The sequence below is a fragment of the Rhodoferax sp. genome (genome assembly GCF_023701345.1).
Lineage (GTDB): Bacteria > Pseudomonadota > Gammaproteobacteria > Burkholderiales > Burkholderiaceae_C > Rhodoferax.
The window spans coordinates 1-15664 of record NZ_JAMPXE010000029.1 but is presented as its reverse complement, the minus strand read 5'-3'; the positions used below and the strand labels follow the sequence as shown (position 1 = coordinate 15664).

The window sequence follows — 15664 nt, the reverse complement described above, 5'->3', positions numbered from 1 at the left end:
ACCTTCGGGTGCCCTTTTTATTGCCCAACGGGTGTTGCACCTGTTGACCCACGAAACGCTGGACTCCCAATGCTGGCGAGGATTTCGAAGGCATGGCGGGTGACCGTAACAGCCCCTCAAAAGCCGATCGACTCTTTGGCCAGGTCTTGCCCAATGCGTAACACGTCTTTCAAAAGTGCTTCTGCATGGGCCTGGTTTGTTCGCGCCCCAACAAAGCAGGGTCGCAAAGCCAATTTCCCATTCACTTGCGTGGTGCTGGGCAGATTCTGATTCTCCCGAATCAGCCGTCGGTGCAACTGCCTGTTGAAGGCATCGAGATCAACGATGCCAGGCGCAACATACCGAAAGCAGCAAATTGACAGCGTGGGCTCAAGCAACAGTTCCAAATTGGGGTGTGCCTTGGCAGCCATCGCGATATAGCCTGCCATATCGTTATGGCGTTTCACGCGTTGTGTCATTCCCTCAACACCAATCTCACGAAGCATGGCCCACACAACCACCCCTCGGCAAGGGGAGCTCAGCTCCACGCCGTAATCGTAATAGGGCACACCAAAATCATCCATGGAGTGCTCAATTCTGGGGGCCGCTTCAGTCTCCTGCTTGATCGCACCTTCCAGATAATCGGCAGGCTCTTGTGTGAACGCCCGATACAACAGTTGGCGATCACGCACAAAGGTGGCGGCAACGCCAACGGACGCACCCAACCATTTGTGCGGATCAACAATGACCGAGTCAGCCATTTCCAAGCCGTCATACAGGTGACGGATTCGCTCGTCCAGAATGCCCGGCAAACCATAAGCCCCGTCCACATGAAACCAGATACCGTATTCCTTGGCAATCTCACCAATTTCCTTCAATGGATCGATGGCGCCAGTATTCGTGGTCCCGGCAGAGGCAACGATCGCCATGGGCACGATGCCGGAACGGTTGTCCTTTTCGATAGCGGCCCCTAACGCATCAACCCGCATTCGACCCTGGCTGTCACACGCAATGATCTGTAAGGCCCGACGGCCGATGCCCAGCACACCGGCAGATCGCTGAATGGTATGGTGCGACTCTGCACTTGCGTAAACATGAACAGGTTTGGAAATCCCATCGGCACCGGCATCATGCCCAAGTTTCTCAAAGGCAAACTGCCTTGCAGCACCCAAGGCAAGCAAGTTGGCAACCGAGCCGCCACTGCTATAAACACCCTGCATGTGGCCGACGTGGCACATGGATGCCAGCCACCGAAGTGAAACGTCCTCCAGCAGATTGAACGCATTGAGAAGGTAACGCTGGGGTGCGGCGATGCTGGCTGCGGTTGAGGCCAACACCGATGCACTTGTTGCGCCCGTTGTAATGAAAGAAGTGAAGCCAGGTTTGGGAACCGCCGATCCGTTCGGGATGACGTGCATGACCAAATCATCGATGACCTGGTCAATGCCAACACCCTGATGCGGCAAGGGCACATCAAGGTGCGCGCGCCACTGGGGCTCAGCGTGCCAGCAGTCCTCATGTTCAAATTTCAGGAATTGATCCAACCCGGCACCAATTCTGGAAATCAGTTTTTCGATGTTGGCTGTTTCAGCGTGATCAATTTGCATAACTGTCGTTCCTCTGCGATTGTGCGGGGGTTCACAGAGCTGGGCCGCAGCTTGCGTATCTGTATCTTATTCGCAGTCAGTGATTTGATAAACCACATGTATCAGCCAGCGAATTCCGAAGGTCTCAGTCGTCCTGCCGCAAGGCCAGCTGCGCCGCTTGTTGCCAGGCTGCAGCCGCCTGTTCGGCATCACCCTGACGCTGGGCCAGATCGGCCAGCATTACCCATGCGCGGGCGGCCAGCTGGTGGTCGTGCAGACGCGGCAAGGCCTGCTTGATCAATTGTTGGGCCTTGCCCCATAATTCCAGGTGCAGACAAGCCACGCCCGCCAGATATTGCAACACGGCATCGCCCGGCTGGGCCATTTGTGCCTGCTCAATTCGTACCAGCCAGACCGAATCGACGGAACGGGAAAATACCGTTTCAAGCACCCGGATCAGACCAATTTCCTGACTTTGACTCAAGCCTTCCTGGGTTGACAGCATGCGCTCCCACACCGGCAGCAGCCAGTCCAGGGCAAGGGCATGATCCCCCCCCAGCAGCAGGTAGCGCTCTGCCGCCAGGCAGGCCACCTCAGGCATGGCTTGTTCGGCAGCTTCAAGCTTGTGCCAGACGCGCTGCAACTGTTCTGTATCGCGTGCATCCAGAATATTTTCCAGCGCCAGGGCACGCACCAGCCCGCGGCCAGACACGTCTGAAAAGGCGCGATGCTTGACCAGCAAGCGCGCGGTATCGAGCGCCAAACCGGACTGCCCCGCCAAACGTGCCAGCTTGAGTCGCAAACGCAAGGCCACGGTGCGCCGCGCAACCCCGGACGGCAACAGCCCAAACCAGTCCTGCGCCGCCTCTGCATCACGGTCCTCCAGCGCCCAGCGCACGGCACGCAGCAACAATCCCTCGCGCACACCCAGAGCACCCAGGCTGGCAGACTGTGTCAGGGCCTTTTGGAGATGCGCATCGCGCGCAGACCTGTCCTGCAACGCCTGGGAGCTTTCAGCCGCCAAAAGATAAGACATGACTCGCAAACGCACAGCCGCCGAACCGCCCTCACTCCCCGCCATGGCCGATTCACGCGCCAGCACTTCCAACGCCGCCTTTCTGGCCCGCAGGAAACGGCCGGCGACAAAATGGGACAAGGCTTCCAGCAAGGTGGCATGCATGACCTGCTCCTGGTGACGCACACGCCACGAGCGCGCCTGTCCCGGCAGGGCAAACAAGGCAACCAGGGCCCTGAGCGCCAGATGGATCAGCAAAAACAACAGGCCCAGCAACACCACCACCATGTTGAGCGACAGATCAACCCGATGCGGTGGCCAGAAGACGGTGATCGTGCCCTCATTGCTGCTGACAAACAAGGCCAGCAAGACGGCCACACCGAACAAACCCAAAAACCACAAGGCGACACGCATCGTCAGCGTCCGGCAGCAGCGGTAGCCAGCACCGCCAGCGTGTTGTCAATGCGTGGCAACTGCAGGGTGCGCATTTGCCCCTGAACCTGTTGCAGCAAGGCTGTCGCTGTCTGGGTTTTGCGCGCGTTGGCTTGAAAATATTTCTTCAACAAGGCTTCGACATCAGCAAGGTCTGCCCGTGCCGAATCAATTTGCCGGGCCAGCAGCCCCAGACGGGCGTTAAGCAACTTGAGCTTGAAATTTTCCCGCAGAAAAAACGACTGCTCGGGCGACAACAGTGCCGCTTCCGGCGTCTCGATACGGCTCACCCTGACCAGGTTGCGAGCTTCCCCGATCACCATCTGGAAACCGCTTTGCCACCAACTGACGGGAGACTGCTGCGGCGCGACCAGGCTTTTTTCACTCTGGCGCGCTGGCGCCACCGCATTGGCCAGCACCAGTTCATCGGCAAGATGCACCAATTCGTCCAGCTTGACGAGCAAGCTGGGGGTATCGCTCACGGCGGCAGACTTGACCCGGTCAATGTCGCGGGCAATGGCGCTCTGCAGCAAAGCCAGCCGCGGTTGCGCCGCGCGCACAATGCGCTGGTCAGCGCTTTTGAGTGCCGCCAGCAAGGGCTCCACACTGCCCGTCAACTGCGCCTGTTGCTGGGCCAGACGCAGGGCGGCCTCAATGTCAACCACCAGGTTTTCATCGCGCGAACGCGACATGCTTTGCATCAGCTCGTCAAGCTGGCTGCGCTGCAGGGCAACTTCGCTCAAACGGGAATCCAGTACCGCAGCACGGGCTGCGGCATCCTGCGCCAGGGACACCGCCTGCTTGGCCAATGCCCTCGCTTCCAGCGACTGCGACTGTGCCTCTGCGCTCTGACGCGCCAGTTGCTCCTGCATGCCGGCAACTTTTTGCCACAACAAAACGACCGTCAACAAAGCCAGCAAGGCCGCAAAACCAAGCGCCCACAAGATTGAACGCGCGATTGTTGCACTGTTAGCCGCAGGGCCTGCGTCCACAGCAGCCGTGCCGGAGTTTGGCGCAGCCGCGTCGCCGATGTCGGCGGGATCAGGGGAAAGCTGGGGGTTCATGCCAAGGATTCTATCGAGGCCAGTACATCTTCAAAAGTGGGCCGTGTCTGCGCTACCACACCAAAGCCCAAGCCCCGGGCGGCCGCCGCAATCCGGGAGTGGGTTGCCACCGCACGTGCGGCCGACCAGTCCTGACCAGGCAACAAGCTGCGCAAATGGTCCAGCGCTTCGGCACTGCTGAACAACCAGACCGAACGATCCTTGGCCGCAGACTGTGCCAGCGCACGCTGCTGGCTGGTCCAAACGGGTGCACCGCGTTGGTATGCCACCACAAAATCCACCTGCGCACCACTTTGACGCAGCCGCTCGGCCAACCATTCGCGGCCAACGCCCTGGTCATGGTCGTCCACCGATGCGCCGTCAGGCAACACACTGTCACCGCGCACAATCAGCACCTTGTCACCTGGCCGGACCTGGGTCTGCACCTGTTGCCAGAGGGCTTCGGAATCGAACTGCCCGGCCTGCTCCGGGGGGGTGTCCAGCAATGGCCTGGGCACCCCGTGCGCCAGCAGGGCATGGGCCGTTCCGGGGCCGGTGGACCACCATCTTGTGGTCATGGCGGCCAGTGCCTGGACACCGGGATCTGAAGCCGGTTTTGCCTGAAAAAAATAATCGACCGCATGACGGCTGACAAACATCGCCGCCCTGTAGCGGGACAGGTTCAGCCAGGCCTCATGCACCGCCGTGGCATCGGCCAGACCACGCACCTCGATCAGCGGCAGCACCGGCGCCTCATGACCGATGGCCTCGAACCGGTCAGCCCACTGCTGCGCCTGCGGCTGCACCCGGGTCACGATCAGGCGCACGATCAACCTGGCTGGTCAGTGGACGCGGCCAGATGCGCCAAAGTACCGCCTTGCGCCAGCACCTTGGCGCGCAGGTCATTCGCCACCCGCAGCCCCAGATCGGTGGCGCTCGACAAGTCGCTCACCGGACCGCTCAAGCGCACGCGCACCAGGGGCAACCGCCCCTCGGTATCGCCCCAGGCGGCATCGATCGTCAGGATGTCGTCGGACAGCGTGGCGTAGGCCGCCAGCGGCATCGAACAACTGCCCCCCATGGCCCGGCTCACGGCACGTTCTGCCGCCACGGCCAGCCAGGTGGTACGGTGCACCAGCGGCGCCAGCGCCGCCACCACATCGGCACGATCGGAGCACACCTCAATGCCGAGCGCGCCCTGACCCGCAGCGGGCAGCATCACCGAGGGCTCAAATACGGCACGAATGCGAGACGACAAGCCCAGCCGCTTGAGGCCGGCAGCGGCCAGCACAATGGCGTCATACAAGCCCTCGTCGAGCTTGCGCAGCCGGGTGTCGAGGTTGCCACGCAAGGGCTCAATGCGCAGATCGGGCCGCTGGGCGCGCAGCAAGGCCACGCGGCGCAGGCTGGAGGTGCCCACCACCGCGCCTTGCGGCAGGGCATCCAGATTGGCATAGGTGTTTGAGACAAAGGCATCGCGCGGGTCTTCGCGCGCCATCACACAGGCCAGACTGAAGCCTTCGGGCAGCTCCATCGGCACATCCTTGAGCGAATGCACAGCCAGATCGGCGCGTTTTTCTTCCAGCGCCACCTCGAGTTCCTTGACAAACAGGCCCTTGCCGCCGACCTGACTCAAGGCGCGATCCAGAATCTGGTCGCCCTGGGTGGTCATGCCCAAAAGCGCAACCTGATGGCCCATGCCACTCAGCAGGGCTTGTACATGCTCGGCCTGCCACATGGCGAGGCGACTTTCTCTTGTTGCAATGGTGAATTGATGCATATTGATTGGCACAATGCCGTAACCTTTTCGTAATCTTGTTCAATTCGGGAATGCTAGCATGGCTTTTGCTTAAGCTATTCCCCACCGACCCTCAAAACTGCCATGCCCAAGCCCACCCCCGCACCCAAAAACAACGCCATCCCCAGCAGCGAGCGCCCGCTGGTAGAAGACATCCGCCTGCTCGGTCGCATTTTGGGCGATGTGATCCGCGAGCAGGAGGGCGAGGCCGCCTATGCCCTGATCGAACAGATCCGCCAGCTCTCGGTCACTTTTCGCCGCCATGCCGACCCGGTGGCCGACAAGGCGCTCAACAAATTGCTGAAGTCGCTCAGCAGCGACCAGACCGTGAGCGTGGTGCGGGCCTTTACTTATTTCAGCCATCTGGCCAACCTGGCCGAAGACCGCCACCACATCCGCCGCCGCGCCGTGCACGAGCGCGCCGGCAGCATACGAGCCGGCAGCATCGACATGACGCTCAAACGCCTCAGCAGCGGAGGCATCTCGCCGCAAGCCATCAGCCAGATGCTGGCGCACAGTTTTGTGTCGCCGGTGCTCACTGCCCACCCCACCGAGGTGCAGCGCAAAAGCATCCTGGACGCCGAACGCGCCATCGCCCAGCTGCTCACCGCACGCGACGACATTCTGGCGCAGGCGGCCGCCAACAAAGTGGCGCACGATGCCCTGACGCCGCGCGAACTCAGCCAGAACGAGGCCCAGTTGCGCGCCCGCGTGTTGCAACTCTGGCACACCCGGCTGCTGCGTTTTACCAAATTGACGGTGGCCGACGAGATCGAAAACGCGCTGAGTTATTACGAATCCACCTTTCTGCGTGAAATCCCCAAACTCTACGCCAGCCTGGAACAGGCGCTGGGACCGCACCCGGTGCACAGTTTCCTGCGCATGGGCCAGTGGATCGGCGGCGACCGCGACGGCAACCCCAACGTCAACGCCCAAACCCTCAGCCATGCGCTGGGGCGCCAGGCCGACATGGCACTCAGGCATTACCTGACCGAAATCCATTACCTGGGCGGCGAACTGTCGCTGTCGGCCATGCTGGTGGAATTTCCGCCCGAGATGCAGGCGCTGGCCCAAAGCTCACCCGACACCAACGAACACCGCAAGGACGAACCTTATCGGCGCGCCCTGATCGGCGTCTATGCGCGGCTGGCCGCCACCCTCAAAGACCTCAGCGGAGGCGAAGCCGCGCGCCATGCGGTGGCACCGCAAAACCCCTACCTGACGCCCGAGGAACTGCTGCGTGACCTGCGCGTGATCGAGTCGTCCCTGATCGCGCAAAAGGCGCAAGCCCTGGTCGGGCAACGGCTGCAGCCGCTGATCCGGGCCGTGGAGGTGTTCGGTTTTCACCTGGCCACGGTTGACCTGCGGCAAAGCTCGGACCAGCATGAAGCGGTGCTGGCCGAACTGCTGGCCGTGGCCCGCATCACGTCGCATTACGGGCAACTCGACGAGACCGCCAAACGGGCCTTGTTGCTGGGCCTCCTCAACGACGCGCGCCCGCTGCGCGTCATGGGCCATGCCTACAGTGCCCATGTGAACAGCGAAATCAGCATTTTCGAAGCCGCCAGACAGTCACGCGCCCTGTTTGGCACGCAAGCCATTCGCCACTACATCATCAGCCACACCGAAACCGTGAGCGACCTGCTCGAAGTGATGCTGCTGCAAAAGGAAGTTGGCCTGATGCACGGCACGCTGGACGCGCAAGCCAGCTGCGACCTGATCGTGGTGCCACTGTTCGAAACCATCGAAGACCTGCGCAACGCAGCCACCATCATGCGCGAGTATTACGCCCTGCCCGGCGTGCTGGCGATGGTGCAACGCGGTGCACCAGACCAGTATGGCGAACAGGACATCATGCTGGGTTACTCCGACAGCAACAAGGATGGCGGCATTTTTACCAGCAACTGGGAGCTTTACCAGGCCGAAATTGCGCTGGTGGACATGTTTGACGGCATCAACCGGAGCGCCCAGCCCAGCCCGATCCGCTTGCGCATGTTCCATGGCCGTGGCGGTACCGTGGGACGCGGCGGCGGCCCCAGCTTCGAGGCCATCCTGGCACAACCCCCGGGCACCGTGCGCGGCCAGATTCGCCTGACCGAGCAAGGTGAGGTGATTGGCTCCAAATACGCCAACCCCGAAATCGGCCGGCGCAACCTGGAGACGCTGGTGGCAGCCACACTCGAAGCCACCCTGCTGCACCCGACCCAATCCGCCGAGCCCGCTTATTTGCAGGCCGCCGCCGAGCTGTCGCTGTCCAGCATGGCGGCCTACCGCAAGCTGGTGTACGAAACGCCGGGCTTTACCGAGTACTTTTTTGATGCCACGCCGATCCGCGAAATTGCCGAACTCAACATTGGTTCGCGCCCGGCATCACGCAAGGCCACGCAGAAAATTGAAGACCTGCGCGCCATTCCCTGGGGCTTCAGCTGGGGCCAATGCCGCCTCACGCTGCCCGGCTGGTTTGGCTTTGGTGCGGCGGTAGACGCTTTCCTCAATCCGCCCGGGGCCACAGCCAAGCTCAGCAAACAGCGCCTGGCGCTGCTGCAGCAAATGCAAAAGCAGTGGCCATTCTTCAGTTCGCTGCTGTCCAACATGGACATGGTCATGGCCAAGAGCGACCTGGCACTGGCCTCGCGTTACGCCGAACTGGTGGATGACAAACGCCTGCGCAAGAAAATCTTCGGCGCCATCGAGCTGGAATGGCAGCGCACCACGCGGGCGCTGGAGCTGATCACCGGCGACAAACAGCGCCTGACCCACAATGCGGCACTGCAACGCTCGATCCGCCACCGCTTTCCCTACATCGACCCGCTGCACCATTTGCAGGTGGAACTGGTGCGGCGTTTTCGCGCCGGCCAGACCGATGCCCGCCTCAAACGCGGCATCCACATGTCGATCAACGGCATCGCGGCAGGGCTGCGCAACACCGGTTAGGCACCCGCTCCGTCCAGGGTCATTGAAAAGCAATCCGGATTCAGCCTCATAAAATAATCGCCCCCAGCTATAAGCCTGATAGCTGGGGGCGTCTTGAATTCCCATGCTTGTCAACCCACGTCTAACGATGCCTGCCTTGTGGTGGGGCGTCCTTCTCCTGATCAGTGCTGTCCTGGCCTGGGCGCTCACCGCATTCCATTTGCCGGCCGGGGTGCTGTTGGGTTGCATGCTGGCGGGCATCCTGCTGTCGTCCCGGGATATTCGGCTTGGCGTCCCCAACCCCCTGTTCGCGCTGGCGCAAGGTGTGCTCGGTTGCCTGATGGCGCAAAGCCTGCAGCCTGCCACACTGGTCAGGGTGGCGGGTGACTGGCCGCTCTTTCTCGGCGCCACGGTTTCGATCATCGCCGCCAGCGCCGGCCTGGGCTGGTTCCTGATGCGGCGCCAGGTTTTCCCTGGAACCACGGCGGTGTGGGGCCTGGCACCGGGTGCTGCCTCAGCCATGGTCGTGATGGCGGAGGCCTATGGGGCCGATGTGCGGCTGGTCGCCTTCATGCAGTATTTGCGCGTTGCGATGGTCACTGCGGTGGCCGCCCTGGTCGCGCATTTCTGGACCGTCCAGGCGGCACCCCCAATAGCCCCTGAAGTGCATTGGTTTTCGGTCATCCATGCCGGCCACCTGGGCTGGACCCTGGTACTTGCCTTTGCCGTTTCAAGCGTGGCGCGCTGGCTGAAAATCCCGGGTGGCGCGATGGTGGTCCCGCTGATCCTGGGCGCGGCCTTGCAGGCCATGGGCCTGCTGGTCATTGAATTGCCGCCCGCGCTGCTGGCCGTCTCCTATGCCGTGATCGGCTGGAGTATCGGCCTGCGCTTCACGCCGAGCATCCTGCGGCATGCCTGGCGCGCCTTGCCCGCGGTACTGGGGTCGATCTTTGCGCTGATGGGGGTGGGTGTCGTCATCGCCGTGGGCCTGAACCAATGGGCGGGTTATGACCCGCTGACCGCTTATCTGGCAAGCAGTCCGGGCGGTGCAGATTCCGTGGCGATCATCGCTGCGACCAGTGCCGTCGATGCCGGCTTTGTGATGGCGATGCAATTGGCACGACTTTTGATGGTTCTCGTCTGGGGCCCGCACGTGTCGCGCTTCATTGCCACACCATCACACAACGACCGATGAGCGTGGCAATCGCTGCGTGAGCTTGATATCAGCTTCGGCGATTGGCTGACGAGCCCTTTCTCAAGCACCCTGCGCGTCGCGCCGCTCTACCAGCTTGAGCGCCAACAGCAACCCGGCGCCCAGAGCCATGACGGCGGCCGCCACGTACAAGCCGGCGTTGTAACTGCCCAACCGCGCACCAATCATGCCGGTGACGGCCGGCCCGATGATTTGCGCGACGCCGTAGGACAGCGTCATCTTGCCCATCATTTTGGCTGGCATGCCGGGGTAGTAGCGCCCGGCCATGCTCAGCACCAGGCTCACCATGCCAATGAAGGTGCCGCCAAACAGCAGCGAACCCAGCATCGCGGACCACAGGCCCGGCACCAGCACCGGCAGCAAAATGCCCACGATCTGCAGCAGGGCGGCCAGAATCAGCGCGTTCAGGTCGCCGATGCGGCGGGCAATGAAATCCCAGTTGATGCAGGCCGGTGCGGCCCCGATGCCAATCGCCAAAAATACCAGATTGCCCCAGCCGGCCAGGCCCGGCAGCTGGTTCACGATGGCCACAATGAACGTCACGCTCACCACATAGCCAAAGCCGGCGCAAAAGTAGGCCGCCATGAACACCCGCAAATACAGCGCGCTCGGCGGCTTGTCTTGCAGCTTCTGGCCGGTGGTGGTGAGACCGCTGGTGTCCGGCGGAGGCAACCAGCGCAGCGCCGGCACCAGCAACAGGCAGCCCAACGCAGTAAAGGCAAACCATTGCTCGCGCCAGTCCAGCCAGGGCGTGAACAGCATCACCGCGCCGGCACAGCCGGCAATGCCCAAACCGATGCCGGCAAAATGGATGCCCAGTTCGCTGCGGTGGTTGTGGCGGATGAGCCAGTTCATGATGAGCCCGGTGCCCAGCAACATGCCCGCAGCGCTGGTCAGACCCGCCACATAGCGGGAGATCGCCCACACCACCAGATTGGTGCTCAGGCCCATCACCAGCGTGCTGACAATGGCCAGCACCATGCCGATGCGGTAGAGCCGGTCCTTGAGCAGCAGGCTGCTGATGCGCGAGGCAATCAGCGCACCGGTCAAGTAGCCCGCGTAATTGATGGCCGCCAGCCAGCCGGCCTCGGCCACGCCCAGGCCGGCTTGTTGCTGCATCAGCGGCAGCAGCGGCGTGTAGGCAAAGCGCGCCACGCCCAGCACCAGAATCAGGCTGAAAATGCCTGCGCTCAGCACCTTGAGGCGTGTCACTGTAGGCGCCATGGGCCTCAAACCGCACTCACCAGCGCCCGCACGGCGGCAAGTTGGCGGCGCGAGACAAACAGCGGCTCCGCCACGCCATCCAGACGCACCGCCCAGCCCTCGCCCTCTTCGGGGTCAAGGTGTTTTTCCAGCGCCCGCACGGCGCGCCGGGCCACCAGCGCATTGCGGTGAATGCGAATGAAGCGGCTGCCGTAACGATTTTCAAGCTCGGACAGCGCGCCCTCCAGCAGGAAACTGCGGCTGGCGGTGCGCACCGTGATGTATTTCAGCTCGGCTTTCAGGTAGAGCACATGCGCCAGCGGCACGCGCTCGGCACGGCCGCGCTCCTGGATCACCAGTACTTCCTCGACAACTTCGGTTGGATCTTCTTGTGCCTGTTGCGCCACCCGCGCTATTTTTTGCAGCGCTGCCTGCAAGCGCTCCAGCCGCACCGGCTTGGTCAGGTAATCCAGCGCCTCCAGATCAAAAGCCTGCACGGCGTGTTCAGCGTAGGCCGTCACAAAAACGACGGCCGGGGGATGGGGCAACTGGCGCAGCGCCTGCGCCAGCATCAGCCCGTCGGCACCTGGCATGTGAATGTCGGCCAGCACCGCATCGACGTCGTGGTGCTGCAAAAAATCGATCGCCTGCACGGCATTGGCGGCCTCGCCCAGCACCTGCGCACCGGGCTGGCGGCAATCACCCAGCAGCGTTTTCAGCCGGCCTCGCGCCAGGCTTTCATCATCCACCAGCAACACACGGATCGTCATGCGGGCACCGCCATCACGGCCAGCACAAACAGCACGGCGCGCAGCACCACCCTCACATGGCAGGCATCAAACACCAGCGCCACGGGCGCTGGCGCGGTGTTCTCAGCCGGCATTGCGGCGGCGGCGTGGAAGGCCGATAAAATTTGGGATTCTTGCATTCATCTGCCTGATGGGTGACCCACTTGGTCACTGTGGCAATTATTGATGATTCTCGGGCACCCTGCCCTCCTCTTAACTTTGATCCGCGATGAGCCAAAACCAATTCGACAAAAAGTCCCAGGCCTGGTCGGCGCTGTTTTCCGAACCCATGAGCGATCTGGTCAAGCGCTACACCTCCAGCGTATTTTTTGACAAGCGCCTGTGGCAGGCCGACATCACCGGCTCGCTGGCGCACGCCGACATGCTGTCGGCCCAAGGCATCATCACAGCCCAGGACCTGGCCGACATCACGCGTGGCATGGCGCAGATCAGCGCCGAGATCGAATCCGGCGTGTTCGAGTGGAAGCTCGACCTGGAAGACGTGCACCTCAACATCGAGGCGCGGCTGACCCAGCTCATCGGCGACGCCGGCAAGCGCCTGCACACCGGGCGCTCGCGCAACGACCAGGTGGCAACCGACGTGCGGCTCTGGTTGCGCGACGAAATCGACCTGATCAGCGCCCTGCTGACTGACTTGCAACAGGCCTTGCTGGAGGTGGCCGACCAGTATGTCGAAGTGATCCTGCCCGGCTTCACGCACCTGCAGGTGGCGCAACCCGTGAGTTTTGGCCACCACCTGCTGGCTTACGTGGAAATGTTCAGCCGCGACGCCGAACGCATGGCGGACGTGCGCCGGCGCGTCAACCGGCTGCCGCTGGGCGCGGCCGCCCTGGCCGGCACCAGCTACCCGCTGGACCGCGAACGCGTGGCCCGGGCTTTAGGCATGGTCGACGCGCAGGGGCAGCCACAGGTGTGCCAGAACTCGCTCGATGCGGTGAGTGACCGCGACTTCGCCATTGAATTCACCGCCGCCGCCTCGCTGTGCATGGTGCACATCAGCCGCCTGAGCGAAGAACTCATTTTGTGGATGAGCCAGAACTTCGGTTTCATCAAGATTGCCGACCGCTTCACCACCGGCAGTTCCATCATGCCGCAAAAGAAAAACCCCGACGTGCCCGAACTGGCGCGCGGCAAGACCGGCCGCGTGGTGGGCCACCTGATGGGCCTGATCACGCTTATGAAAGGCCAGCCGCTGGCCTACAACAAGGACAACCAGGAAGACAAGGAGCCGCTCTTTGACACCGTGGACACGCTCACCGACACGCTGCGCATTTTTGCCGAGATGATCGGCGGCCAGCCCAACCCGGCCACCGGTCAGAAGGAAGGCGGCATCACGGTGAACTCCCCCGCGATGGAACAGGCCGCCCTGCGCGGCTACGCCACCGCGACCGACCTGGCCGATTACCTGGTCAAGAAAGGCCTGCCGTTTCGCGATGCGCACGAAACCGTGGCGCATGCGGTCAAGGCTGCCATCAGCCACCAGGTCGATTTGTCAGAACTGCCGCTGGCGGTGCTGCAGGGTTTCAATGCGAGCATCGAGAAAGACGTGTACCAGGTCTTGAGCCTGCGCGGCTCGCTCAACGCCCGTGACATACTAGGTGGTACCGCACCGAACCAGGTGCGCCTGCAAATTGCCAAACACCGGGCAAGGTTGGGTTAAACACATGACAACACCTGAAACCACCGAGCCGATCCCGCCTTACACCACCGGCTGGCGCCTGGCCACCATCATCTGTCTGGTGATTCTGGCCGTGGCGGCGGCCAGCGGGGTGGGCATGTACGAGATGTTCAACGCACAAATCGGCCACCTGCAGGCCAAGCTCAAAAATGTGCCGCAAACCAAATACATCGCGGTGCTGCTCGATGCCCAACAGGCCCCCGGCGTGCTGGTCACATTTGACCCGCAGGACGGCTTTTTGCAGTTGCAGCGCCTGACCGACATCAAGGAAGGGCCCAACGACAGCATGCAGTTGTGGGACACCAGCGCCAGCGGCCAGCCCAAGTCGCTGGGGGTGCTGACACCCAAGCTCAAGACCGCGCAGTTGCCAGCCACCGAGAAGACACTTGCGGCAGTGACGCAACTGGCGATCAGTGTCGAAAACCGCGGGGGTGCCGAAGCCGGTGCACTACCGCTGCAACCCTACCTCTACCGCGGCGCGCTGATCCAAAAAGCGTTTTAAAAAAACCTGAGGCCTTGCGGGACAGACCAAGATTTGCGCAGCAAATTTGCTCTGTCCTCAACTGATTAGGATTCAGACCACTCGCGCAGCGACGTGCTCTGAATCCAACTGATTAAACCAGGACCGTCCGGCCGCAAGCGCTTCCTGCCACACACCCAGGGCCGCCATGGCCGGCGGCACGCTCAATCCGCGCACCAAGGCCGCAGCCAGTTCGCCCATGGCCGGCGCGGTCTGGATGCCGTAGCCGCCCTGCCCCGCCAGCCAGAAAAATCCCGGCGCATCGGGCGCATATCCGACCACAGGGGTTTTGTCAGCCACAAACGAGCGCAAACCGGCCCATTTGCGCCGCACCTGCCTGATCTGCAAGCTGGTGGCGCTCTCCAGCCGGTCCACGGCGATCGCCACATCAAGTTCCTCGGGCTGCACATCCTGCGCCGGCACCGGGTCGGCATTGGCAGGCGACACCAGCAGCAAGCCGGCCTCCGGTTTGAAATAAATGGTCTCGGCAGCATCAATCACCAGCGGCCAATCCTGAATTTGCACGGATTTTGGTACCTCGCAGGTGAAGGCCGTGCGCCGCATCGGCACCAGACCCACCGGCCTGACCCCGGCCAATTGCGCCAATTCGTCACACCACGCGCCGGCGGCGTTGACCAGGATGGGCGCGCTAAATTGCCCTGCAGGCGTCTCGACAAACCAGGCATGGCCGTCATGGCGGATTTGGCTCACGCCCGCGTTGCACACCAGTTGCGCCCCGGCCACCCTGGCCCCGCGCAGAAAACTCTGGTGAATGCCATGCACGTCCATGTCCATGGCGTCGGGCTCAAACACGCCGAAAACCGCGGCCTCGGGCCGCAGCACAGGCACCCGTTGCAGGATCTGCTCTTGCGTCCACCACGCAATGTTGGGCACCAGGGCGCGCATGCTGTCCAGCGTCTGGCGCAGCGCGTCATGGTCAGCCGCGGCGCCCACAATCAGCGCGCCGCGTGGCGTCACCAGAGGATAAGGTGAAAAGCCCTCGGGCGGATCAAAATAAAAAGGCCGGGAGGCGGTGGTGATGGCGCGCACCACGGCATTGCCATAGGTCTCGGAATACAAGGCGGCCGAGCGCCCGGTGGCGTGGTAGCCGGGCTGCGCCTCGCGCTCCAGAATCAGCACTTTGGCATGGGGCGCCAGAAAGTACGCCGCCGAGGCGCCGGCCATGCCGGCACCGATGATGAGAACGTCTGTTGTTTGCATGATCTTAAATCGGGTCCAACCATGCAAACACTTTAACCCTGATCAGTCGATTTTTTGAATCGGCACGTAAATCTCTCCGCCTGCGCGCTTGAACGCATCCGACATGTCCTGCATTCCGTCCGTCAGCGCCTGCTCGTCGCTCATCCCCTTGACCTTGGCGTAGTCACGCACCTCCTGCGATATCTTCATGGAGCAAAACTTGGGGCCGCACATGGAGCAGAAATGCGCCACCTTGGACGAGTCCTTCGGCAGCG

The 15664-nt window shown here is 62.4% G+C and carries 13 protein-coding genes and 1 pseudogene; 4 read left to right on the top strand and 10 right to left on the bottom strand.

Features of this window, described 5'->3' with window-relative positions; translation table 11 throughout:
• Positions 1 to 116 precede the first annotated feature (116 nt).
• From NDI87_RS06070 to hemC, 5 genes are all read right to left on the bottom strand, one after another.
• Positions 117 to 1586 (bottom strand): aminotransferase class V-fold PLP-dependent enzyme, encoded by a 1470-nt coding sequence (locus NDI87_RS06070; RefSeq protein WP_296273924.1) that lies wholly within the window; start codon positions 1584 to 1586, stop codon positions 117 to 119.
• Between the two features lie 124 nt (positions 1587 to 1710).
• Positions 1711 to 2994 carry a heme biosynthesis HemY N-terminal domain-containing protein gene (locus NDI87_RS06065; protein WP_296273923.1) on the bottom strand — a complete coding sequence of 428 codons (1284 nt, stop codon included), beginning with the start codon at positions 2992 to 2994 and terminating at the stop codon, positions 1711 to 1713.
• A 2-nt stretch (positions 2995 to 2996) separates the two neighbouring features.
• Positions 2997 to 4076: a uroporphyrinogen-III C-methyltransferase gene (locus tag NDI87_RS06060; protein ID WP_296273922.1), complete on the bottom strand. Its 1080-nt coding sequence runs from the start codon at positions 4074 to 4076 to the stop codon at positions 2997 to 2999.
• Positions 4073 to 4882, bottom strand: coding sequence for a uroporphyrinogen-III synthase (locus tag NDI87_RS06055; RefSeq protein WP_366028416.1), 810 nt, complete (start codon positions 4880 to 4882; stop codon positions 4073 to 4075). Before NDI87_RS06055 ends, NDI87_RS06060 begins: the two co-directional genes overlap by 4 nt.
• Before the next feature lie 2 nt (positions 4883 to 4884).
• On the bottom strand, positions 4885 to 5835 hold the full coding sequence (hemC, locus tag NDI87_RS06050; RefSeq protein WP_296273920.1) for a hydroxymethylbilane synthase: 951 nt from the start codon (positions 5833 to 5835) through the stop codon (positions 4885 to 4887).
• 102 nt (positions 5836 to 5937) lie between these two features.
• On the opposite strand from hemC, the gene ppc reads away from it, so the two are divergent.
• Entirely contained in the window at positions 5938 to 8787 is a 2850-nt protein-coding gene (gene ppc, locus NDI87_RS06045; protein WP_296273918.1) for a phosphoenolpyruvate carboxylase, read from the top strand.
• Between the two features lie 103 nt (positions 8788 to 8890).
• Positions 8891 to 9961: an AbrB family transcriptional regulator gene (locus NDI87_RS06040; protein ID WP_296273916.1), complete on the top strand. Its 1071-nt coding sequence runs from the start codon at positions 8891 to 8893 to the stop codon at positions 9959 to 9961.
• A gap of 60 nt (positions 9962 to 10021) precedes the next feature.
• On the opposite strand, the gene NDI87_RS06035 is transcribed toward NDI87_RS06040, so the two are convergent.
• The 3 genes from NDI87_RS06035 to NDI87_RS06025 are packed head-to-tail and all read right to left on the bottom strand — an operon-like array spanning position 10022 to position 12110.
• Positions 10022 to 11203, bottom strand: a complete 1182-nt coding sequence (locus NDI87_RS06035; protein WP_296273914.1) for a YbfB/YjiJ family MFS transporter — start codon at positions 11201 to 11203, stop codon at positions 10022 to 10024.
• A 5-nt stretch (positions 11204 to 11208) separates the two neighbouring features.
• Positions 11209 to 11952 carry a LytTR family DNA-binding domain-containing protein gene (locus tag NDI87_RS06030; RefSeq protein WP_296273912.1) on the bottom strand — a complete coding sequence of 248 codons (744 nt, stop codon included), beginning with the start codon at positions 11950 to 11952 and terminating at the stop codon, positions 11209 to 11211.
• On the bottom strand, positions 11949 to 12110 hold the full coding sequence (locus NDI87_RS06025; RefSeq protein WP_296273939.1) for a hypothetical protein: 162 nt from the start codon (positions 12108 to 12110) through the stop codon (positions 11949 to 11951). Before NDI87_RS06025 ends, NDI87_RS06030 begins: the two co-directional genes overlap by 4 nt.
• Positions 12111 to 12199: 89 nt before the next feature.
• Between NDI87_RS06025 and argH the strand changes: the two genes are divergently transcribed.
• Both argH and NDI87_RS06015 read left to right on the top strand, forming a co-directional pair.
• Entirely contained in the window at positions 12200 to 13651 is a 1452-nt protein-coding gene (argH, locus tag NDI87_RS06020) for an argininosuccinate lyase (protein WP_296273909.1), read from the top strand.
• A gap of 4 nt (positions 13652 to 13655) precedes the next feature.
• On the top strand, positions 13656 to 14171 hold the full coding sequence (locus tag NDI87_RS06015) for an anti-sigma factor (protein ID WP_296273907.1): 516 nt from the start codon (positions 13656 to 13658) through the stop codon (positions 14169 to 14171).
• A gap of 72 nt (positions 14172 to 14243) precedes the next feature.
• Here NDI87_RS06015 and NDI87_RS06010 read toward each other — a convergent pair whose 3' ends face one another.
• Both NDI87_RS06010 and NDI87_RS06005 read right to left on the bottom strand, forming a co-directional pair.
• Positions 14244 to 15410, bottom strand: coding sequence for an FAD-binding oxidoreductase (locus tag NDI87_RS06010; protein ID WP_296273905.1), 1167 nt, complete (start codon positions 15408 to 15410; stop codon positions 14244 to 14246).
• Between the two features lie 42 nt (positions 15411 to 15452).
• Positions 15453 to 15664, bottom strand: a pseudogene (locus NDI87_RS06005) (phosphomethylpyrimidine synthase ThiC); the annotation flags it as partial.

Excerpts from the sequence above, each read along its gene's own strand:
- NDI87_RS06040 (WP_296273916.1), top strand. The coding sequence starts at position 8,891 with ATGCTTGTCAACCCACGTCTAACGATGCCTGCCTTGTGGTGGGGCGTC.
- NDI87_RS06035 (WP_296273914.1), bottom strand. The coding sequence starts at position 11,203 with ATGGCGCCTACAGTGACACGCCTCAAGGTGCTGAGCGCAGGCATTTTC.
- NDI87_RS06025 (WP_296273939.1), bottom strand. The coding sequence starts at position 12,110 with ATGCAAGAATCCCAAATTTTATCGGCCTTCCACGCCGCCGCCGCAATG.
- NDI87_RS06060 (WP_296273922.1), bottom strand. The coding sequence starts at position 4,076 with ATGAACCCCCAGCTTTCCCCTGATCCCGCCGACATCGGCGACGCGGCT.
- hemC (WP_296273920.1), bottom strand. The coding sequence starts at position 5,835 with ATGCATCAATTCACCATTGCAACAAGAGAAAGTCGCCTCGCCATGTGG.
- NDI87_RS06030 (WP_296273912.1), bottom strand. The coding sequence starts at position 11,952 with ATGACGATCCGTGTGTTGCTGGTGGATGATGAAAGCCTGGCGCGAGGC.
- NDI87_RS06010 (WP_296273905.1), bottom strand. The coding sequence starts at position 15,410 with ATGCAAACAACAGACGTTCTCATCATCGGTGCCGGCATGGCCGGCGCC.
- ppc (WP_296273918.1), top strand. The coding sequence starts at position 5,938 with ATGCCCAAGCCCACCCCCGCACCCAAAAACAACGCCATCCCCAGCAGC.
- NDI87_RS06070 (WP_296273924.1), bottom strand. The coding sequence starts at position 1,586 with ATGCAAATTGATCACGCTGAAACAGCCAACATCGAAAAACTGATTTCC.
- NDI87_RS06015 (WP_296273907.1), top strand. The coding sequence starts at position 13,656 with ATGACAACACCTGAAACCACCGAGCCGATCCCGCCTTACACCACCGGC.
- NDI87_RS06065 (WP_296273923.1), bottom strand. The coding sequence starts at position 2,994 with ATGCGTGTCGCCTTGTGGTTTTTGGGTTTGTTCGGTGTGGCCGTCTTG.
- argH (WP_296273909.1), top strand. The coding sequence starts at position 12,200 with ATGAGCCAAAACCAATTCGACAAAAAGTCCCAGGCCTGGTCGGCGCTG.